This window comes from Actinomadura darangshiensis (assembly GCF_004349235.1).
Lineage (GTDB): Bacteria > Actinomycetota > Actinomycetes > Streptosporangiales > Streptosporangiaceae > Spirillospora > Spirillospora darangshiensis.
Genome location: NZ_SMKY01000166.1, coordinates 1 through 19,670 on the forward strand (window position 1 = coordinate 1; position 19,670 = coordinate 19,670).

General features: G+C 71.2%; 18 protein-coding genes and 1 pseudogene. 6 read left to right on the forward strand and 13 right to left on the reverse strand.

Going from position 1 to position 19,670, the window contains the following annotated elements; genetic code table 11:
- Together E1293_RS29315 and E1293_RS29320 are read left to right on the forward strand one after the other, a co-directional pair.
- Positions 1 to 263 (forward strand): annotated as a pseudogene (locus E1293_RS29315) (glycoside hydrolase family 11 protein); the annotation flags it as partial.
- Positions 264 to 450: 187 nt separating this feature from the next.
- Positions 451 to 741 (forward strand): DUF3303 family protein, encoded by a 291-nt coding sequence (locus E1293_RS29320; RefSeq protein WP_165978443.1) that lies wholly within the window; start codon positions 451 to 453, stop codon positions 739 to 741.
- A 15-nt stretch (positions 742 to 756) separates the two neighbouring features.
- On the opposite strand, the gene E1293_RS29325 is transcribed toward E1293_RS29320, so the two are convergent.
- The 3 genes from E1293_RS29325 to E1293_RS29335 all read right to left on the reverse strand — a co-directional run bounded on the left by E1293_RS29325 (position 757) and on the right by E1293_RS29335 (position 2,969).
- Positions 757 to 1,254: a hypothetical protein gene (locus E1293_RS29325; RefSeq protein WP_207939155.1), complete on the reverse strand. Its 498-nt coding sequence runs from the start codon at positions 1,252 to 1,254 to the stop codon at positions 757 to 759.
- Positions 1,247 to 2,044, reverse strand: a complete 798-nt coding sequence (locus tag E1293_RS29330; RefSeq protein ID WP_243716712.1) for an ArsR/SmtB family transcription factor — start codon at positions 2,042 to 2,044, stop codon at positions 1,247 to 1,249. Before E1293_RS29330 ends, E1293_RS29325 begins: the two co-directional genes overlap by 8 nt.
- A 70-nt stretch (positions 2,045 to 2,114) precedes the next feature.
- Entirely contained in the window at positions 2,115 to 2,969 is an 855-nt protein-coding gene (locus E1293_RS29335; protein ID WP_132200724.1) for a helix-turn-helix transcriptional regulator, read from the reverse strand.
- A gap of 126 nt (positions 2,970 to 3,095) precedes the next feature.
- Here E1293_RS29335 and E1293_RS29340 point away from each other — a divergent pair, with 126 nt between their 5' ends.
- Positions 3,096 to 4,091 (forward strand): aldo/keto reductase, encoded by a 996-nt coding sequence (locus tag E1293_RS29340; RefSeq protein ID WP_132200725.1) that lies wholly within the window; start codon positions 3,096 to 3,098, stop codon positions 4,089 to 4,091.
- A gap of 8 nt (positions 4,092 to 4,099) precedes the next feature.
- Here E1293_RS29340 and E1293_RS29345 read toward each other — a convergent pair whose 3' ends face one another.
- From E1293_RS29345 to E1293_RS48770, 3 genes are read right to left on the reverse strand one after another with little or no spacing between them, the layout of a single operon-like run.
- Positions 4,100 to 4,729, reverse strand: coding sequence for a hypothetical protein (locus E1293_RS29345; RefSeq protein ID WP_207939156.1), 630 nt, complete (start codon positions 4,727 to 4,729; stop codon positions 4,100 to 4,102).
- 8 nt (positions 4,730 to 4,737) lie between these two features.
- Complete coding sequence (locus E1293_RS29350; protein WP_207939159.1) at positions 4,738 to 5,325, reverse strand: aminotransferase class IV; 588 nt, start codon at positions 5,323 to 5,325, stop codon at positions 4,738 to 4,740.
- The gene (locus E1293_RS48770) at positions 5,241 to 5,480 is read right to left on the reverse strand and encodes a hypothetical protein (RefSeq protein WP_207939157.1); all 240 of its coding nucleotides are present in this window, start codon (positions 5,478 to 5,480) and stop codon (positions 5,241 to 5,243) included. Before E1293_RS48770 ends, E1293_RS29350 begins: the two co-directional genes overlap by 85 nt.
- Before the next feature lie 405 nt (positions 5,481 to 5,885).
- Here E1293_RS48770 and E1293_RS29355 point away from each other — a divergent pair, with 405 nt between their 5' ends.
- Positions 5,886 to 6,266 carry a hypothetical protein gene (locus E1293_RS29355; RefSeq protein ID WP_132200726.1) on the forward strand — a complete coding sequence of 127 codons (381 nt, stop codon included), beginning with the start codon at positions 5,886 to 5,888 and terminating at the stop codon, positions 6,264 to 6,266.
- A gap of 16 nt (positions 6,267 to 6,282) precedes the next feature.
- Here E1293_RS29355 and E1293_RS29360 read toward each other — a convergent pair whose 3' ends face one another.
- The 4 genes from E1293_RS29360 to iscB form a co-directional block, all read right to left on the reverse strand.
- Positions 6,283 to 7,707, reverse strand: coding sequence for a purple acid phosphatase family protein (locus E1293_RS29360; RefSeq protein ID WP_132200727.1), 1,425 nt, complete (start codon positions 7,705 to 7,707; stop codon positions 6,283 to 6,285).
- A 94-nt stretch (positions 7,708 to 7,801) separates the two neighbouring features.
- Entirely contained in the window at positions 7,802 to 8,512 is a 711-nt protein-coding gene (locus E1293_RS29365) for a type 1 glutamine amidotransferase (protein WP_132200728.1), read from the reverse strand.
- Positions 8,502 to 9,752, reverse strand: a complete 1,251-nt coding sequence (locus E1293_RS29370; RefSeq protein WP_132200729.1) for a Mur ligase family protein — start codon at positions 9,750 to 9,752, stop codon at positions 8,502 to 8,504. The genes E1293_RS29365 and E1293_RS29370 overlap by 11 nt, the downstream gene beginning before the upstream one ends.
- Entirely contained in the window at positions 9,749 to 11,083 is a 1,335-nt protein-coding gene (gene iscB / locus E1293_RS29375) for an RNA-guided endonuclease IscB (RefSeq protein WP_243716722.1), read from the reverse strand. The genes E1293_RS29370 and iscB overlap by 4 nt, the downstream gene beginning before the upstream one ends.
- Before the next feature lie 773 nt (positions 11,084 to 11,856).
- On the opposite strand from iscB, the gene E1293_RS47765 reads away from it, so the two are divergent.
- Both E1293_RS47765 and E1293_RS29385 read left to right on the forward strand, forming a co-directional pair.
- Positions 11,857 to 13,503, forward strand: a complete 1,647-nt coding sequence (locus E1293_RS47765) for a hypothetical protein (RefSeq protein WP_165978444.1) — start codon at positions 11,857 to 11,859, stop codon at positions 13,501 to 13,503.
- A 121-nt stretch (positions 13,504 to 13,624) separates the two neighbouring features.
- Positions 13,625 to 14,518: a flagellar basal body-associated FliL family protein gene (locus E1293_RS29385; protein WP_132200732.1), complete on the forward strand. Its 894-nt coding sequence runs from the start codon at positions 13,625 to 13,627 to the stop codon at positions 14,516 to 14,518.
- A gap of 8 nt (positions 14,519 to 14,526) precedes the next feature.
- On the opposite strand, the gene E1293_RS29390 is transcribed toward E1293_RS29385, so the two are convergent.
- From E1293_RS29390 to E1293_RS29400, 3 genes are all read right to left on the reverse strand, one after another.
- Positions 14,527 to 14,874 carry a DUF5955 family protein gene (locus E1293_RS29390; RefSeq protein ID WP_132200733.1) on the reverse strand — a complete coding sequence of 116 codons (348 nt, stop codon included), beginning with the start codon at positions 14,872 to 14,874 and terminating at the stop codon, positions 14,527 to 14,529.
- 16 nt (positions 14,875 to 14,890) lie between these two features.
- Positions 14,891 to 16,597 carry a hypothetical protein gene (locus tag E1293_RS29395; RefSeq protein ID WP_132200734.1) on the reverse strand — a complete coding sequence of 569 codons (1,707 nt, stop codon included), beginning with the start codon at positions 16,595 to 16,597 and terminating at the stop codon, positions 14,891 to 14,893.
- Positions 16,598 to 16,772: 175 nt separating this feature from the next.
- The coding region (locus E1293_RS29400) for an ATP-binding protein (RefSeq protein ID WP_132200735.1) at positions 16,773 to 19,670 on the reverse strand (2,898 nt) is incomplete at its 5' end.

Consider the following 19,670-nt stretch of genomic DNA (forward strand, 5'->3'; position numbering starts at 1 on the left):
GCAACGCGACGCTGTCCGCCGGCCAGAAGTGGGACGACCGCTACAACCTCAACGTCTCGGTGTCCGGGTCCAGCGACTGGACCGTGACGATGAACGTCCCGTCCCCCGAGAAGATCATCGCCACCTGGAACACCAGCGCCGGCTGGGACTCCAGCGGCCAGGTGATGACCGCCAGGCCCAACGGCAACGGCAACGACTTCGGTGTGACCCTCCAGACCAACGGCACCTGGACCTGGCCGGCGGTCTCCTGCTCGGCGGGCTGACCCTCCGCGGTGCGGCGGTCCTCGGGCCGCCGCACCACCTGCTGCCGGGACCGCCTCACGCCCCTCCGGGGTTTGCCCAACCTTGAGAGCTTTGCCCAGGTCACGGGGGGAGAATGACCGGGACGGCACCGGGTTTCAGCGAGCGCGGACGGGGTCGCGCCGACCCGGGTGCACGGGGAGGCACGCCATGAGAGTCATGCTGAAAGCACATCTGGACACCAAGGTGTCGAACGAGACGCTCCGGTCCGGACGGCTGCCGGAGATCATGCGGTCGCTGATGGAGGCGCTCGATCCGGAGGCCGCCTACTTCGGCCCCTGCGAGGGCGGGCGCGCCTGCACCATCGTCTTCGACATGCAGGACAGCTCGGCCCTGCCGGCCATCACCGAGCCGCTCTTCCAGGATCTGGGCGCGAAGATCGAGATCCAGCCCGTCATGACCCGCGAAGACCTGGAGAAGGGCCTGGCCGCTCTCCAGTGACACGCGGGCCGAGCGTCATGCCTCGGCCCGCCCCGGCAGGAGGGAGAGGAGTTGTTCGGTATGGCCGGGCAACTCCGCCTCCGCGAGGCCGGTGATCAGAGCCCTCAGCGGCATCGGCTGGTCGACGAGGACGGTGCCGTTGGACAGGAGCCGGGTGGGCACCGGCGTGTCGAGTTCGGCGTCGCTCAGCATCGGTCCGGTGAGCGCGCAGAGGGCGTCCGCCTGGAGGCGGATGCGGTCGCGGAGACCGGCGTTGCCGCCGGCGAGCACGACGAGGCGGTCGATGGTCCAGGTGTCGAGCGCGACGCGGTTGTCATAGGTGGTGTTCTCTCCCGCGGTGATGGCCGCGACGGCGGCGAGGGTGGTCGCGTTGACGAGGGCGACGTGCGCCAGGATCTGGTCGGCGCTCCATTCGCCGGCCGGTGGGGCGGGGCCGGGGTCGCCGACCGCGGCGGCGGCGTCCAGCAGGGCACGGTAGGCGTTCCGAAGCGGCACGATGTCCATCTCAGGCATGTGCGCTGGTCATCTCCCAAGGCGCCTGCGGGAGGACGTCGCCGGTCTCCAGCAGCGACTTGAGGTTCGCCAGGACGGCCGGCCAGCCGCTCGAAATGCCGTTGAGCATCTCCCGGTCGGGGAGGTTCTCGTGGGTCACGGTGAGCCGGACGATGTCCTGATGCGGCTCGGCGAGGAAGGTGACGACCGACGGTTCCCGGTCGGCGTCCGGGCTGTCCTCGAAGGTGATGACCAGGCGCGTCGGGGGCTCCGCCTTGACGACGCGTCCCACGACGTCGACGGCGCCCGATCCGTCGACGCGCTGGTGCTCCCAGGTCGAGCCCGGCTGCCAGTCCGAGACGTTGGCGTGCCCCCAGTAGCGGGCCGTCAGGTCCGCGTCGGTCAGGGCCTGCCACACCTGCTCGGCGCTCGCGCGGATGTAGGTGACGTAGACGTAGGACGGCACCGTTTCGGTGGTCATGGCGTACTCCTCTGCCTGGTTCTTGATGGCACTGATCGCTTGCAGGCGGGGCTTGTCGAACTCCGAGATCCAGCGCTCCTCGATCTCGTGGATCGGCGCGGGGTTGAGGTAGTGCAACCGCTCCCGCCCGCGCCGGACGACCGTCACGAGGCCGGCCCGGACGAGGACGTCGAGGTGCTGGGTCGCCGACTGGCGCGCCATGTCCAGGCGCCCGCACAGGTCGCCCAGCGTCTGCCCGTTGTGCTCGCGCAGCCGGTCGAGCAGCAGCCGCCGGGTCGGATCGGCCAGCGCTTTGAAGACCGGGTCCATGGCACTCGCGTCGTAGCTCACCCGTCCATTATGCAGGCATACACCTGCATATCGTCAAGAGCGGGGGCCGGACGCGCGGCCGCGCACCGAATTACTGGCCGGGGGCGGGTCTTGTGGGGAACTCCTCGATGCCGAGGACGCGCAGCAGTTCCAGCCGTTCGCGGGTCTCAGCGTCCGCCGGGGTGAGGACGAGCAGTTCCTGTGTCTGGTCGGGGGTGACCAGGGTCTCGCAGTCCATCACCAGGCGGCCTACCCGCGGGTGCAGGATGGTCTTGCGGTCGGCGCGCCGGACGGCCACCTCGTGCTCGGCCCAGAGCCGGCGGAAGTCGGCACTCGCGGTCTGCAACCGCTCGACGAGTCCGGCGACCACGGGATCCGTGGACCGGCGGCCGGCGGCGGCGCGCAGGTCGGCCACGAACTGGCGCGAGTGGCGCTCCCGCTCCTCGGGCGGGTTGACGGCGCGGGCCGCGGGATCGGTGAACCAGCGGTACACCGCGTAGCGGTCGTCGCCGGAGAAGCCGCTGTGGTCGCCCGTCAGCAGGAGGGCCGCCCGGTTCTGCGCCAGGACTTCGCCGAGGTCGGACAGCACCATGGCGGGGGTGTCGCCGAGCAGGTCGAGCATCCGGATCAGACCGGCACGGGCAAGGCGGGCGACCCCCTCGGCGGGCGGGGGCCGGTGGCCCGCCAGGTGGAACAGGTGGGCGCGCTCGTCCTCGGAGAGGCGCAGCGCCCGGGCCAGCGCGCCCAGCAGCTGGGTGGACGGCTGGCTGCTACGGCCCTGTTCGAGCCGGACGACGTAGTCCACCGACATCCCGGCGAGCATGGCCACCTCTTCCCGGCGCAGGCCGGCGGTGCGGCGGCGGGGGCCGTCCGCGATGCCGACCTCGGCCGGGCGGATCGCCTCGCGGCGGCGGCGCAGGAAGTCGGCGAGCTGGACACGTTCCATGCCTCCATGGTCCCTCGCGGCGGCGAGCCCATCCAGGGAGCGGCTCTCCCATGATGAACGCTCCGCTTTCGCGCGCCCCGGCCCGGACGGAGGGTGGACGGCAGATCGACGACGAAGGAGAACCTGATGCAGAACAAGACTCTGGGCCGGTCCGGCCCGGCCGTTTCCGCGCTCGGCCTGGGCGCGATGGGCATGTCGGGCGCCTACGGCGCGGCCGACCGCGCGGAGAGCGTCGCCACCGTCCACGCCGCGCTGGACGCCGGCGTCACGCTGATCGACACCGGCGACTTCTACGCCATGGGCCACAACGAGCTGCTGCTCGCCGAGGCGCTGCGCGGCCGGAACCGCGACGACTACCGGCTCAGCGTGAAGTTCGGCATGCTGCGGGGGCCCGGCCCGGAGTTCGGCGGGCTGGACGCACGTCCCGAGGCCGTCAAGAACTTCCTCGCCTACTCGCTGACCCGGCTGAACACCGACCACATCGACATCTACCGTCCCGCCCGGCTCGACCCGGCGGTGCCGATCGAGGAGACGGTCGGCGCGATCAAGGAGATGATCGACGCCGGACACGTGCGGCACCTCGGGCTCTCGGAGGTCGACGCGGCGGTGATCCGCCGCGCGCACGCCGTGCACCCGGTCGCGGACCTGCAGATCGAGTACTCGCTGATCTCCCGGGCGGTGGAGTCGGACGTCCTGCCCACGCTCCGGGAGCTCGGCATCGGCCTGACCGCGTACGGCGTCCTCGGGCGCGGCCTCATCTCCGGCCACTGGTCGGCGGGCCGCGCCTCCGGCCCCGGCGACAGCCGCGCCTTCAGCCCGCGGTTCTCCGGCGAGAACGTCCGGCACAACCTCGCCCTCGTGGACGCGCTGCGCCGCGTCGCCGAGGCCAAGGGGTGCACCGTCGCCCAGCTGGCCATCGCCTGGGTGGCCGCCCAGGGCGAGGACATCGTCCCGCTGGTCGGCGCCCGCACCCGCGAACGCCTGGCCGAGGCGCTCCCCGCGCTGGACGTGACCCTCACCGCGGACGACCTCGCCGACATCGAGAAGGCGGTCCCCCTGGGCGCCGCCCGCGGCGACCGCTACCCGGCCGCCTTCATGCCCACCCTCGGCGTAGGCAACTGACCACCCGGTCAGGTGAGGACGTCGCAGGCCAGGGCGACCACCCGACCGGCGAGGTCGGCCAGACGGGGGTCACGGGCCGCGGACGTGCGGGCCAGGCGCGCCACGTCCGCGGCCCACGCGCCGGTGGCCTGTTCGTCCGCGTCGATGCGGGCGAAGCCGCGGTCGATGAGGCCGCGCGCCTGCTCGGGACGGCCCCGGGCGACGGCCTTGACCGCGCCGATCGCGTTGGCCAGGGCGCTGGCCGGACGCGACCATTCGTCGTCGCGAGCCCGTGCGTGCGGGTTGTCCCGGTCGTAGTGCTCGTGCCCGGCCACGGACTCGGCGCGGATCGACAGGTCGAGGCGCCAGAACAACGACACGTCGCGGAAGCGGACGAACAAGAGGCGGCGCCGGTCGGAATGAAGGAAATCGGGATCCACGCGCAGATCGGCCACCGGCCGGACCGCGTCGAGCACGGCCTCGGCCTGGGCCGTGCTGGCCTCGAAGTCACTGTCCGGGACGACCCACTCGACGTCGATGTCGCTGTAGGCGTCGGCGGTCCCGGCGGCGAGGGAGCCGAGCAGCACCGTCCGGGAGCCGGGACGGCTCCGCTCCAGCGCCCCCCGCACCCGCGCCGCCAGCGCCGCGCGCCCGTCCACGTCCAGGACTAGACCTCGTCCCAGGGAACCGCCGTGTAGGCCTTACGGACGGGCAGCATCAGGTGGTCGCGAACGTCGAAGGTCACGTCGCCTATCCGGGCCACCGGCGCCACGCCCAGGGAGTTGGTGACGAAGGCGCCGTCGAAGGACGCCAGGTCGTCCAGCCGGATCGTGTCGCGCGCGGCACGGATGCGCTCGTCGATGAGGTGCATTGTTATGCCGCGCAGCATCGGGGCGTCCGGCCAGACGGTCCGGCCGTCGCGGAAGAAGCCGATGTTGGTGATGCCGCCTTCGGCGACGCGCCCGTCCCGGAGGACGAGGAGGGCGTCGTCGTAGCCGGCGCGTTCGGCCTGGAGACCGTAGTAGATCTGGCCGAAGCTCCCGACGTGCTTGATGTGCGGGACGGGCCGCTCGTACACGGTCGGAAGCAGCCGCTGCGGCGACGCCGGCGCCTCGGCCGGAGGGCGGACGACCACCTGGACCACCGGCTCGGTTTCCGGCTGATGGACGCTCACCCGGACCGACGCGTCCTCGTCGCCGGCGGCGTGCCGGATGAGCGCCCGGACACGGGAACCGTCCAGGGACGTCCCGAACAGCTCGCGGGTGGCTCGTCGAGGCGCCTCAGATGCGCGGCGAGGCCGCGGACGCGGCCGGACCGCACCTGCATCGCCGTGAAGTGGCCGTAGTTCACGATGGCCGGATGTGCGAGGGCCTCGGCGGTCGCCGGTCGCCCGTCCACCTCAATGAGCATGCCGGAACGCTACGGGACGGTCCGCAGCACCGGGTAGTCGGTCGCGGCGCCCGCGTACATGAGGTGCCGGATCACCTCCGCCGCGACGGCCGCCCTGGGCTCGCAGGGCTTCGCCGAAGCGTTCCGGCGCGGCGGTCGGCCGCAAGCCGAGTGAACCTGACGCCGCTGACGCGCATCAGATATTAACGTCTGCAAATTGCGAGTGCGAAGGGTTCGTCGTCCGCACCCGGAGTACCGTCCGGCATGTACCGATCGAGTAAGGATCGGAGTCTCCTCTTGAATCGCTGGTTCCCGCTCCCCGCCGCCGCTCTCACGTTCGTCCTGTCCTCCTCCGGCTGCGCGTTCTCGCCGTGGGGCGACTCCCCGACCTATCCGAAGATCACACCGCCCGCGGGGATGAAGGCCGTGGCCTTCGACAACTTCGCCTTCGCCGTTCCGCAGGAATGGCGGCAATCCAGCGACCAGGTGGGGCAGTTCTGGCAGGACGGCTCCGGAACGACGGTACTGAGGGAGAGCGTCTACACGATGACCCACTGCCCGGACGCGGCCGACCTCCGGCGCAGCACGGACAACGAGAAGGTGACGAGCTATACGCCGCTCAAGGTTCCCGGTGCCGCCGGTGGTGCGCGAGTCGGCTTCGACCGTCCGTCCTATGACGTCCGCGACGCGACGAATCTGATCGCTTGGCTGAAGGACTGCCAGACCAAGTTCGACGCCGAAATCTACGAGACCGGGCCGGTGGTCGATGAAATCGCCTCCACCGTGGTCGCGCAGGAGGACGAGTGACCATGCGAAGCGCGGTCTAGCCGAGGCCGGAAAGGTCGCGGGTGACGACCGTGTTGCGGTCGGTGGGACGGTTTCCCAAGGACAGCTGGGGCCATTGGCCGGAGAGTTCCTGGCGGCTGCGTTCGCTCCAGGCGCGCGCTTCGTCGCCGCGGGTCTTGTAGAAGTTGAGCGCGTACCCGCCGGTGTGGACGCGCAGGAGTGTGAAGCCGCCCGGGTATTCCTTGGCGGCTCCCACTTCCTGCTGGACGACGCGGGGCGCCAACGGGAACACCGAGCGCTGATTGCGATGCGTGTGACCGGCGTGATGGAGGAAGACGCCCGGCGACCGGTTGTAGGCCGTGAGGATCTTCAGCGACTGGCCGGCGTCCAGGGAATGGGCTCCGGTTATGGCGAGCGGGTCGTTCTCGGTGAAGAGCGGGTGGTGGCCGAAGACGAGGGTGGGGCGGTCCGGGTCCCTTTTCAGTTCGGCTTCGAACCATGCCTGCTGGTCCGCCGACAGGCCGCCGGAGTCGCCGCCGTCGCCGGGCTTGTCGTAGGTGTCGAGGCCGATGACGCGGAGGCCGCGCAGGTCGTGGGAGAAGTACGTCCGCCCGGACGGGGAGAAGGCGTCCTTGAAGCAGTCGTTCCCCTGGTGCTCACCGGGGCTGCACGCGCCGTACGGTGCGCCGGAATGGGCGCGGTCGTGGTTGCCTCTGGCGATCAGGTAGTCGCTCCCCAATGCGCCGAAGGTGTCGAGAATCGCCTTGGCGCTCGCGAGGTCGGCCGGGGCGGCCTCGCTCGACACGTCTCCGGCCGCCAGGAGGTAATCGGCGCCGCGGCCGCGGGCGTCCGCGATCAGTGCCTTCGCCATCACCTCGGGATAGGGCGGATGCCCGGGGACCTGCTCAATGCCCTTTATCCAGGGAAGCTGGCCGACCAGCCCGGCCACCGTCTCCCCCAGATGCAGGTCATTGCACAGGGCGACCGAGAAAAGGTGGCGTCCCGCAGGCGGTTGCGGAGTCGTGAACGCGAAAACGTCACCGTTGGGAGTGCCGGCGGACTGGCCCGCGACCAGCCACGTGGGCGTCGCGTCCAATCCCCTGGAACGGGCCCTGTAGTAATAGGTGCGGCCGGGCTCCAGATCGGTCAGCTCGACGTAGTGGTAAGGGGTGCCCGGCGGGCCATGGGCCACGCGGGTGAGGCGGGACGGATGCGTCCCGTACAGCACTTCGGCGTCGGACGGGGCGGGCTCCATGCGGCCCAGGCCGTCGTCCGTCCCGGGGATGCCCGTGTACCAGGTGAGGACGGCCGTCGTCTCGGTGACGGTGACCAGCTCCAGGTTCACCGGCCGGACGCCGTCCGCCGCCCACGCCGGGCCGGGCAGTCCGGGCAGCAGCGACGCGCCCGCGACGACGGCGCTCCAGCGGAGCAGGGCCCGGCGGCTCGGCCGGCAGCAGATCATGATCGCTACGGTGGCACCGGACGGCACCCCGCGCCAGGCCCAAAGGCCGCAGGGCAAGCCACCCGGCGGCCGGTGCGGCTCAGCCCGATACGGCTCAGCCCGATACGGCTTGGAGGCGCTCCTCGCGGAGGCGGCCGGCCCAGGAGTCGTCCAGCGGCCGCAGCTCGGTGCCGGTCGCCCAGCGGAGCAGCAGGTCGGCCAGGCCCGGGTTGCGGACCAGCGCCGGGCCGTGCATGTACGTGCCGAGGACGCGCCCGCTGTAGGCGCCCTCGAACCCGTCGCCGTTGCCGATGCCGTGCGTGACCTTCGCGAACGGCTGCGCGCCGGCCCCGAGGTGCGTGACGCCCTGGTGGTTCTCGAAGCCGGTGATGCGCGGGACGTTCAGCTCGCCCGCGACGTCCCCGACGATCTCGCCGACCGCGCGCTGCTCGCCGCGGCTCGACCGGATGTCGAGGATCCCGAGGCCGGGGACGAGCTGCCCCTCCTCGCCACCGAACTCGTGGCCGAGCAGCTGGTACCCGGCGCAGACGGCGAACACCACGGCGCCGGACTGGACGGCCCGCGCCAGCCCGCCGTCGCCGCGCAGCCGCTGCGCAGCGAGGATCTGCGGCCGGTCCTCGCCGCCGCCGAGCAGGTAGATGTCGCCGTCGGCGGGGACGGGCTCGTCCGAGCGCAGGTTGACGGTCTCGGTCGGGATGCCGCGCAGCGCCGCGCGCCGCTCCAGGACGATCGTGTTGCCCTGGTCGCCGTAGGTGCTGAGCAGGTCCGGGTAGATCCAGACGATTTTGATGCGGTCAGACGACACGGCCGTACCTCGTTCGGATGGTCTGGAAGGCGGTGTAGTTGGCGATCACGTCAAGGTGCCCGGGCGGGACGGCCATGACCGCCTGGCCGATGTCGTCCACCATGGTGAAGTTCACGTCGGCGGCCTCCAGCCGGGCGGCGAGGTCGATGCGGCGCTCGCCCGTCACCCACACGGGACGGCCCTGGAGGATGCGGTAGTCGACGTCCCACAGCCAGGACGTGTCGCGGCCGTCCGGGCCCTGCGCGTTGATCGACAGGGCGACGGGGCCGGGCGCGGGCTGCAGGACGTCGAACGCCTCCAGCCAGCCGGCCGGGTTCTTCGACAGCAGCAGCCGGATCGAGCGCCCTTCGTGCTCGACCGTCGTGTACCGGCCGGCGACGGACGTGACCTGCGACAGCAGCGGGAGTGCCTGCTCGGGCGGGACGCCGAACTGCGCGACGACGGCGAGGGCGATCAGCGCGTTCGACCGGTTCGCGCGGCCGGGCAGTGACAGGCCGGTGAGCGAGTACGTCCGGCCGTCGGGGCCGGTGACCAGCTCGCCGGTCAGCGTCCAGTCGGGGCGGGGCCGGCGGAAGTGGCACTGGCGGCAGGCCCAGTCGCTGTCCTCGTCGGTGTCCTGCCGGTCGAGGGGGCCGCCGCACTCGGGGCAGCACCAGGAGTCCTCGCGCCAGTGCTGGCCCGCGGCGACCCACGTCACGCTCTTCGCGGTGGCCGCGCCCCAGGTGACCAGCGGGTCGTCGCAGTTGGCGATGACGTGGCTGGTCGGGGACGCCTCCAGCGCGCGGCGCCACTTGCCCGCCAGCAGCCAGATCTCGGCGGCGCGGTCCATCTGGTCGCGGCTCAGGTTCATCAGCGCGACGAGGTTCGCCCCGGTCTCCTTCAGGACCATCGGGACGTACTTCTCGTCACACTCCAGCACGCCGTAGCGGGCGGACGGCGCGGACGCGAGCGCGGACACGTGCCCGGTCGGCATGTTCGCGCCGAACGCGTTGGTGGCGACCTCGCCCAGCGGCGTCATCGCCGAGGTGATCAGCCGGGTCGTCGTCGTCTTGCCGTTGGTGGCGCTGACGAGGACGAGCTTGCGGTCCTTGGCGAGCCTGGTCAGCAGCTCGGGGTCGAGGCGGAGGCCGAGCCGCCCGCCGATGACCGAGCCGTCCCCGCGGCCCGCCATACGGGACATCTTGGCGGCCGTACGACCGAGCGCGACGGCCAGCTGCGAACGCAGCGGAAGATCGCTCATCGAATTCCTTCTTTGGGCCCGTACATGGGCACGGTGTTCTCGGGGCGGATGGTGTAACCGTAGCCATCGCCTCGCTGCAGAAGCCGGACATGTCGATGGCTGATGCCCTGGACGGTGCCGCGCCCACCGGTGATGTCGAACCAGCCGGTGGTCCGGACCGCGACCCGCCCGAGATGGCTTCCGGCCTTCTTACCGGCGGGGACTATCGCCTTGACCAGATCGCCGGTCTGAAACCCGTGGACGTTCTTACTCCGGGGCAGCCGAAGGCGAGGGAATCCGTACTTGTCAGGGCTGGTCCGGCAGTGAGTGCCACGCCCGGTGCACGCGATCACAAGCACGTCTGCCGGGTAGGCGGTGACAGTGACGGCGTCGGAACCACCCACGCACAAGGCGTCGAAGGTATGGGATTTGGGGAGGCCGGACTGGGTGCGGTTCCATTTCGTCCGCGCACCGGAGCCGATCCGGACCTGACCGGGGAACCGGCTGTCGAGCGCCCGCCATAGCCTCCACCGAGTGGCGTTGATCGCTGCGGCGTCCCGCAGTGGGGTCTTGGCTTGCGCGAGGATCCGTGCCAGCACTGCGGGCCGGCGGGCAAGGAACCGCTGGACGGGTTGATCGCCCTTGGCCCGGTTGCACGGCACGCACGCCAGGGTGAGGTTGGAGATGCGGTCCGACCCGCCCTCTGACCGGGGATGGATGTGGTCGACGTTCAGCGGCACATCAACGGCACCGCAGTACACGCAGACTCGGCCCCACTTCTCCAGCAGGTATTCGCGCGCCTGGTATCCGCACAACGTGCCTTGCTGATACTCCGTGCCTTCCAGCGGGCGCCCGGCCGACAGCAGATGAGTGTCGAACGCGACGCGCTCCACATGCAGGACCCGCACCGGTGCCCAGCGGGTGAGCCGGTCTGCCCACGACACAGTGGTGTCGACCCGGTGCCCAAGGGACGGGGCCAGCCAACCATCTGGTCGTTGCCGGTTGAGGAATCGGGGTGCCCGATACCGGAGCTTGGCCGACCGACGGCGCCGCCGGTAGGCGGCGCGCTGACCTACCCTCTTGTGAATCTGTGCGCCCCGGTGGTCCAGCTGTATCGAGTACCTGCCCCGCCTCTCCCCCTCCTGGGAGGTGAACACCGAGATCCCCGTGTGCCTGGATCCGGGATCGATCCCCACCTGCACTCCGTCCACCTGCGATTCGGCCGCCAAGCGGTCCTTCAGCCGGATGACGAACGGCGTGTGGCGGGCCACGACCGCGCGGCCCGATGCCAGCAAACGCCGGGCGCGGGCGGGGTGGCAGGGTTGCAGCGGAACACCCTGACCGTCGAGCACGAAAACGCGATGCGCCTCACGGCGCTGCTCCCCAACCGATGGGTTGGGGGTGACGCCACTGGCACCAGGTGAGGTACCAGTGGTCTCTCCTCGCACATGTCCCGCACCGGCGCCCCCGCCCTTCCGGGAGGGGTGGCGGGGCCCCGTTTCGTTCCCGATCCGGGGAGTGTCTGCGAGCCCCGATTCCAGAGCAGCCCGCTGGAGAAGCACGGGCCGGTGGGTCGGCTCACCTGTGCGGAACGTAGCCAACAAGGTCACCTCCCTATGAGTGTTGGCTGGTGCTGGTAACGACGGCCTCAGTCACAGCGAACTGAAAGCCTCCTCGTCCAAAGGAAGATCTCGTTACTGGATGCGCCGGGAAACGCTTCGAGCCTAGCGGGTGAGCACACGCGACAAGGGCGCGTTGACGGGGGCACCGGCGGGTACGGGAGTGTCGCCGGACAGGAAGGTCCATGATGTGAGCAGCATCACAAGATTCCCGGTAAACCATCGGCGGGTTTCTTGACGTTTCCGACATGTCGTGATTCGGTGCGACCTCCGACTGCGGTGTGCCAGATTCCCAACCACGCGTCCGAGAACGGCGTCACCCACTACTTTTGTCGGGAGCCCTGCTGGTTCGCGGGGAAGCGGTGCCCGCCCCGGCCGGCGGGCCTGAATCGCAAAGCGTGGGCAAGCGGCAAAAAGGCGAGGTCAGAGCGATGCAGTGTCCGACGTGCGGGAATGACACGCCTGGGACGCTCGGTAAGTGTTCGCACTGCGCGGCGCCGATCGACGTGTACTCGGTCGGGCCCGCCGTCCCGCTGGCGGCGCCGCACGCGGACGCCCCTCCGGCCGGCGCGGCCGAGGGCATCGGCGACCGCACGATGATGGTGCCGCCGCCCATGCCGTCCTGGGCCCCGAGCGGGCAGCCGTCCGTCATCCCCGACCTGGCGATGCCGCAACCGTCACAGCCGCAACCGTCACAGCCGCAGCCTGATCTTGAGCGGACGCAGATGGCGCCGCCGTCGCCGCAGCCCGACTTCGAGCGGACGCAGATGGCGCCGCCGTCCCCGCAGCAGACGTCGCCCGAGCCTCCGGCGCAGCCGCCGCTCCAGCTGTCGGTGGAACCCCCGTCGCAGGCCGCCTCGGCGCCGACGCCCGCCACCGCGTCCCCGCTGCCTCCCGCCGACCCCGAGGACACCGCGGCCTGGACGTTCGACCCGGACGAGGACTCCGGCGCATACAGCACCCCGCCCCCGCCGCCCGCGTGGGGAGGCGGGCAGCCGGCGCTGCCCGCGAACGAGAAGCCCGCACTGCCGTCCGGCGGCGCGCCGTCCAACCCCTTCGGGCTGGCGGAGCAGGGCCCGCCCACCGAGTCGATCGTCCCGGACTCGTGGTTCGCGCAGCCGCGCAAGCCCGAGGGCCCCGAGGCTGACGCGACCCAGGTGTGGGGGCAGCAGCAGCCCGGCGGCGCGCAGCCGCACACCATGCTGGACGCCGACGCGACGCAGCTCGCCCCCGGGCCGATGCCCCCCGGCGGCCAGGGCTTCGGCGGCGACCTCGACCAGACGCGCATGGAGCAGGGCTCCCCCATGGCCGCGCCTCCGCTCATGGGCCCGATGAACCAGGGCCCCATGGGGCCCGGTCCGGGCCCTGGGCAGATGGGGCCAGGCCAAATGGGACCCGGGCAGATGGGTCCGGGGCCGATGGGGCCGGGGATGCAGCCCATGGGCCAGATGGGGCCGGGCGGTCCCGGGTACGGCGGCTATCCGCCGGGCCAGATGGGGCCGGGCCAGATGCAGCCCGGAGGCCAGGGCAAGAGCGGGACGAACAAGCCGCTGGTCGCCGCCGTCGCCGCGCTGGTCACGGTCGCGGCCGGCGCCGTGCTGTTCGTCGTGTGGCCGTCCGGCGGCGACGACGCGTCCGCGGGCGGGAATCCGTCCACGGCGGCGTCCCAGGAACCGGTCGCGCAGAAGAACACGATCCCGCCCGAGACGAAGCAGCAGGCGGCGACCCTGAACAAGGTCCTGAACGACAGCGTCGACACCCGCCGGATCCTCGCCGGGGCGCTCGGCCGGGCCGGGAAGTGCAAGACGCTGCCGAAGGCGATCCAGGGCTTCCAGTCCGTCGCGCACCGCCGCACGAACCAGCTGAACCGCACGAAGGCCCTCAAGGTCGACAAGCTGGCGAACGGCGAGCGGCTGCGCGGCTCGCTGTCCCAGGCGCTGACGGCGTCGCTGCAGGTCGACCAGGTCCTGCTCCAGTGGGCGCAGGCGAACCAGCGGCACTGCAAGGGCAAGCCGAAGCCGAGCGCGGCGCAGGTACCCGGACGCGCGGCCGGGGAGAAGCGCGCGACGACGGCCAAGAAGCAGTTCGTCGTCCTGTGGAACCCTGTCGCGAAGAAGACGGACCAGCCGCAGCGGAGCTGGAAACGCGTGTAATTCCGGGGTGTAATCGGGCTGTCGCCCCGTTATCCTCTGACCGTTCGAACTCACGGGGCAGGGGGCCGTCATGCGGTGTCCGAACTGCGGTACCGACTCGTCTTCGGCAGCCGCCAGGTGCATGCGCTGCAACGCGCCGCTCGACACCGGCAACGCCGGTGACGCGGTCGAAGCCACCATCCGCGACCCGCAGGCCGGGTCGCCGCAGGGTGGCGCACCGGGCGGCGGGGGCGTGCCGGGCGGGTCGCCGGACGGCGGGGGCGTGCCGGTGCCGTTCGAGCCGGCGCCGCCGCCATGGGCCGACCAGAACCCCGTCCAGTGGGAGTCGCCGCCCGACTACACCACCCCCATGCCGCCGTCGGACGAGCAGACGACCCATCTCTCCCCCGAGCCGTGGTCCGAGCCCGCGATCTGGCAGCCGCCCGCGCCGCCGAAGCGCAGCATGCTCCCGTACTTCCTGGCCGCGGCCGGCGCCGTCCTGCTGATCGGGCTCGCGGCGGCGATCGTGTTCTGGCCGAGCGGTTCGGACGAGTCGCCGCCCGCCGCGTCCCAGCCGTCCGCAGCCCAGAGCCAGGGCGCCCCGCCCGAGACCGAGAGCGCCGGAACCGAGACCGGGACCGGCGACCTCGCCGCCCAGGCCGGCGCCATCGACAAACTGCTGGACGACATGGGCTCGACCCGCTCCGACCTCGGCGGAGTCGTGACCCAGGGTTGCCCGGTCGCTGGGATCCAACGCGTTCTCGACGCCCGTCGCGGCCAGCTCTCCAAGGCCCAGAGCCTGGACGTCAGCGCGCTCGACAACGGCACCCCGATGAAGGACGCGCTCGTCCGCGCACTGCAGGCGTCGACCGAGTCGAACCAGCGCTACCTGGACATCGCGCCCGGCTGCCCGTCCGAGGGCGAGGTCTCGGACGTCAACTCGCGCGCCAGCGACGCCAAGGGCGAGTTCCTCGGCTACTGGGCCCCGGTCGCCGCGAAGGCCGGCCTGTCCCCTCGCACCGAGTCCGACATCTGACGCCCGGGTCAGCCGCCGGCGCCGAGCGCGCCGGCGAGGCTCCGGACGGCCTCGGCGAGCACCGCCACGCCGCCCACGCGCCGGCCGAGGCGTTCCAGCGCACCGCGCATCCGCTCGGGATCGGCGTCGGCGGACTCCGCCTCCTCGCGGAGGTCGGCGAGATCGCGCCGGGCTCGTCCGGGCTCGGCGAGGTCGGCGGCGTGCCGCTCCAGCAGCCGCTCGACGCGGGCGAGCGCCTCGGCCGCGGGCCCGGCGTTGACCTGCTGGTTCTGCGTGACGTGGTCGCCCGTCGCGACTTGCCCGGACACACTGGCGCCGCCGCCGATCGTGATGCCCCGGTCGCCGTGCTCGGTCATACCGTCCTCCCGATGGTCATGGATTGACGCGGCCGGTGCCGCGCTGCCGCTGGTCGACGCGCCGGCCGGCGGCGACCTGTCCGTTGACGGTCCCGCCGGTCATGATGACGCCCTCGTTCAAGATGACGCCGGCCTGCGCCCGGTACGCCGACACGTCGATTCCGCACTCCTCGTCCAGGTGGTCGAGCAGGGCCTCGTTCACGCGCCGCTCGATCAGCCGGGTGTACTTGTCGGCGTCGAGTTCCTGGACGAAGTCGTGGAAACCATCGCTCGCCGCCAGTTCCCGGACGCTGATCCGGGCCCCGTAGTCGTGGACGAGTTCCCCGGCCGGGTCGGGCGCGACCTCGGCGCCGAACGTCTCCCGGACGATCCGCCACAGCGCGCCGGTGAGCCGGGCATGTGCGAGCAGCGGTGCGGTGAACAGGCCGGGCCAGCCGATGGTGACCGCCTTCCGCAGCAGCTTCGCGCCGTCCCATCCGGGCAGCTCGTCCACGATCTTGAAGGCCGGCCGGACGGGCGGGAGGACCGTGGTGGCGAACTGCCCGTACAGCATCCGCCCCTCCACCGCGAGATGGACGAACGCCGAAACTCCGGCCTCCTGGTCTTCGGCGGGGGCGACCACGCCCCCGTCCGGCGTGGCGATCATCTGGCCGCGCGCGCCGATCGACACGCGCTGGAAGCATCGGACGCCGCCCTGCGGGTGCCGGACGGCCGCCTCGATGGCCTCCCGGGTCGCCACCGAATAGGGGACCCGCCCGTGCGTGTCGACCAGCGGATGGCCGGCGTACTGGCCGCCGGCCGCGCCGTCCAGCGGACGCCGGGCCTGCACGCACCGGCCGCGGGCGGTGACATGCCATCCGGTCAGGAGACCGTCGATCCGTTCGTTGGGCGGGAGCGGACCGCCCTCGGTGCCGGACGGCTGCTCGTCGCGCATCTCGTGGAGTTTGGCGCGTATCCGCTCGTGCATCACTACGGGATCCACCCGCGCGGTCTTCCCCTGCTTGCCGAGCGCGCCGGACGCCTTCCTGTCCAGTTCGAGGACGACGGACCAGACCTTGGCGCCGGGCGAGCGCGGGTGCCCCGTGCCGATGAAGGGGTTGTCGCCCGCGTAGAGCGTGACGTTGCCGTCCTGCGCGAGCCGGACGTGCTGCAGCGCCCGGCTGAACTGGTGGCCGCCGGCGTCCGGCCCCGGCCCGTGAGCACCCGGCCCGAGTTCACGCCCGAGGCGCCGCAAGACCAGGAAAAGGTGGCCGATGACCGCGAACGGGAATCCCGAGAACAGCGGGATCACGACGAACGGCATCAGAAGGAGATCGAACCCCCTGAGGGTATTCGCCATCAACGCCGTCCCCAGGAGGAGGAGCCACCCCAGCACGACGAGCGACCATGTGGCGCCGGCGATCATGAGCCATCGCATGAATGCGGACATCCGGCGCCGGGAAAGCCACAACAGGACCGTCCCATAGGCGCACAAGAACCCGCACCAGGTGGCCAAGAAGGGCTGCACGACACATGCGGCCGTCCACAGGGCGACGAGAACGGCGTCGCGGACGACGCGCATCATGCGCGCCTGGCGGGCGTGCCGGATCACCGGTTCCAGGTCGAAACCGTGAGACGGGACGATCGCGCGGTGCTGCTCGTAGACGTACTCCTTGAGAACCGCGTCGCAGATCCCTTTGTCCAGATATGTCGCCGCGCACAGGTGGCGGGTGAGGTTCTGCATGGCGCCTGTCCGCGGCCCGCCATTGGTTCCGTGATGGAAGAAGGCAACGGTCGGCGGGCTGGCGGTCTGGACGTCCAACGCCGGTTCCTCCACAGATACCGAGGGGGTTCGTGTGGTGGCAGAAGTTAGCGTTGTGACCGAACGGTACGTGAGTTAACACCGAAGATTGAATGGGTCATTCCGGTTCACGCGGCGGGTCGAGGAACGGCAGCCCCTTGGACGGTTCCTCGAACGGCGCCACGAAGCGCTCGAACCAGCTCAGGACGGGTTCGAGCCACGCGGTGACGCGCATCGTCACGGCGACGTGGTCGATCTGCTCGTCCTCCTCGAAGCCGATCGCGACGATGGCGAGGTCCTGGAAGAAGCCGGATTGGTCGTCGTCGCCGTAGAGGGCGGTCAGCGCGATGGGCCGGTTGCGCTCCAGCTCCATCGACAGGGGGTGGCGGCGCAGGGCGCGGAGGCGGTGGCCGAGCTTGGCGTCCGGCGGCTGCTTGAGCCCGGGCAGCTGGTAGTCGAGCGGCGGCGCGGGGGAGTGCTTGTCGGGGGCGTCCGTACCGTAGGGGAAGAGGCGGTCGAGTTCGTGCAGCCACTTGACCTGCGGAATCAACCATTGCGGCCCCGGCGTGCCGCCGGACGTGCCGGGCGTGCCGCCGCCGAGCATGCCCTGCGCGACCTCGGCGACGGCCGCGGTGAGATCGGCCGGCGGGTACGCGGTGCGCAACGACCGTGACCGCCGGGTCACGGCCCGTTCCAGGACGGTCGCGAGCGCGCATTCGCGGATCCGCGGGGTGAGCCGCGACCAGGCGCGTCCGAGTTCCGGCGGGACGGCCGGTATCGGACGATTCACGACATGCGCCAGCACGAGCGTGTCGGCCCACAGCCGGAGCCACGCCCAGTCGGCCTTGCCCGCGATCAGGTCGGCCTCACGGAGCTCGTAGAGCGTGCAGGCCCGTCCGGAACGGCACTCGCAGCCGCAGGCGGCCGAACGCCGTCCGTCGACGGGCGGGGGCGGGCCCGGCAACTCGGCCTCGCGTCCTTCCCCCAGCGGGACCCGGACCCGCAGCGGACGGTCCATGCCGTCGGCGAACACGGCCGCAACACCGGGGCGCAGCGACACCACCTCGCGGGACTGGTCGTCGTCCAGGTTCATCGCCGCGCCGACCTGGTGCCGGTCGTCGAACGCGGGCAGCCGATGCACGACCTTCAGCGCCGTGTTCTTAATCACGTCCGGGACGAGCTTCGTCGGGATCTGCTCGGCGACGATGATCCCTTCGCCGTACGCGCGGATCTCGGCGAGCATCCCGGCGAACAGTTCGACGGCGTGCGAACTGCCGCGCTCCGGCCCCCTGTTGCGCAGCAGCCGATGCGCCTCCTCGATGACGATGACATGCCGAAGCGCCGGCCCGGTCGCGCGATCGCGCTTCCGCTCCCGCATCCGCAGATGCTCGACGATGCGGATGATGAGCGTCCCCATGAGGAACGCCTTGTCCTCGTCGTTGGCGACGTCCTCGATGGCGAGCACGATGTTGTCGCGGAGCATGCCGCCGATGTCGGCCGGATGCCCGCCCTCGAAGAACCGTCCCGCCGACCCGATGCGCAGCGACCGCAACCGCACATCGACGAACCCCTGCACGTCGGCCATCAACTCACGCCCGTACCCGACGTCCTGGATGACCTGCAGGGCGGCATTCTGCAACTGCTCCAACGTAGGGACGGCAGGCTCAATGAGCGACCCCGGGACACCGGCCCCCGTCACCACGTCCCACCCGTTGTTCTCGTACACCCGCTGAAGCGCCTGCGCCATGATCTGCGGAAACGGCTCCTCCGCATCGAAAGCTGCCTGGAAGAGCGCCCGCACCATGTCGATATGCGCCTGCACCGGATATCCCGGCTCGGGCGCGAGCGGATTGACCGACAGCGGCACCGAATCCGGGTCGGACGGGTTCACAACGGTGACCGGCCCACCGAGATCCTGTATGCGCCCCGCCATCGCCGCATACTCCGACTTGGCAGGCTCAATGGCCAGCCACGGCACCCCGGCCCGAGTCAACTGCTCCAGCAGATGCCGAACGGTCTGCGACTTCCCGGCCCCGGTCGCCCCCGTCACGAAAACATGCCGATTGATGGTCGACCGAGGCACAGTGAACCGCCCGACCTCCCGATCCTGCCCGTCCAGGATGGCGCCCAGCTCGATCTGCGCCTCCCCTGTTTGCGGCGCGGTCTCAGAAGTCACATCGAAGTACCCGGCGTCCAACACCCGCAGCCCAGGCACTTCCCTCCGCGGTAACCCAGCCAAAGCCGCCAGCGCCCCCGCCGTAGCAACAAACGGAAACCGCTGCTCCGACTCCGCCATGGGACGCACCGGCGCAGGCGCGGCCCCCGTCCCCAACATCTCCGCGAAAGACCCGCTCCCCTGCCCCGACCTCAACCGATACGGGTGGTGCCCCAGCTCCATAGAACCGACCAGCACAGGCGCAATCTGCCCAAGCTCGTCCTGCGACGCCGCCCCCGCCACAACCCGGACCTGCCAAAGCCCGGCCTCCCGAAACGCGTCCAATTCCGCCAGCCGCCGATCGGCCCGCGCCACGGCGAGCCGAGCGTGCTCGTCCTCACCCCTCCGAAGCATCCGCAGCTCATGCTGCAGCTCACGCATCTCGGTATCGACGAGCCGCTCATCACAAGGCTCCGCGACCACGAACCACCCGAACGGCCGCTCCATCAACGTGACAAGCGTCGCCTCGAACAACCCAGGCCCGGTGTCGCCCCCGGCACCCTGCGGAGCGAGCCGTCCAGGACACCGCGTCCAAGCCATACGCTCCGCCTGCCGCAGCCACCCATCCCCAATAAGCACCCCGCGGGCCCCACTAGGAAACAACAACCCATGCGCATCGCCGCCGGTCGGCGTCCCGATGGGCCCGGCGTTAGTGATCAACTCCAGCGGCGCCCCGCCCCCGGCGGACAGCCACCCGACCACGAACGGCCGCCCCAGCCGCGCCGCCGACAACGCCGCAGGCAGCACACTCACAAAGTCCCATTCGGCGGACGCCTCCCGCTGCGGCGCCAAAACAGACTG

Coding starts and splice junctions, on each gene's coding strand:
- E1293_RS29360 (WP_132200727.1), bottom strand. CDS start 7,707: ATGATCTGCTGCCGGCCGAGCCGCCGGGCCCTGCTCCGCTGGAGCGCC.
- E1293_RS29395 (WP_132200734.1), bottom strand. CDS start 16,597: ATGCAGAACCTCACCCGCCACCTGTGCGCGGCGACATATCTGGACAAA.
- E1293_RS29370 (WP_132200729.1), bottom strand. CDS start 9,752: ATGAGCGATCTTCCGCTGCGTTCGCAGCTGGCCGTCGCGCTCGGTCGT.
- E1293_RS29335 (WP_132200724.1), bottom strand. CDS start 2,969: ATGGAACGTGTCCAGCTCGCCGACTTCCTGCGCCGCCGCCGCGAGGCG.
- E1293_RS48770 (WP_207939157.1), bottom strand. CDS start 5,480: ATGCTCATTGAGGTGGACGGGCGACCGGCGACCGCCGAGGCCCTCGCA.
- E1293_RS29340 (WP_132200725.1), top strand. CDS start 3,096: ATGCAGAACAAGACTCTGGGCCGGTCCGGCCCGGCCGTTTCCGCGCTC.
- E1293_RS29325 (WP_207939155.1), bottom strand. CDS start 1,254: ATGCCTGAGATGGACATCGTGCCGCTTCGGAACGCCTACCGTGCCCTG.
- E1293_RS29390 (WP_132200733.1), bottom strand. CDS start 14,874: ATGACCGAGCACGGCGACCGGGGCATCACGATCGGCGGCGGCGCCAGT.
- E1293_RS29320 (WP_165978443.1), top strand. CDS start 451: ATGAGAGTCATGCTGAAAGCACATCTGGACACCAAGGTGTCGAACGAG.
- E1293_RS29385 (WP_132200732.1), top strand. CDS start 13,625: ATGCGCTGCAACGCGCCGCTCGACACCGGCAACGCCGGTGACGCGGTC.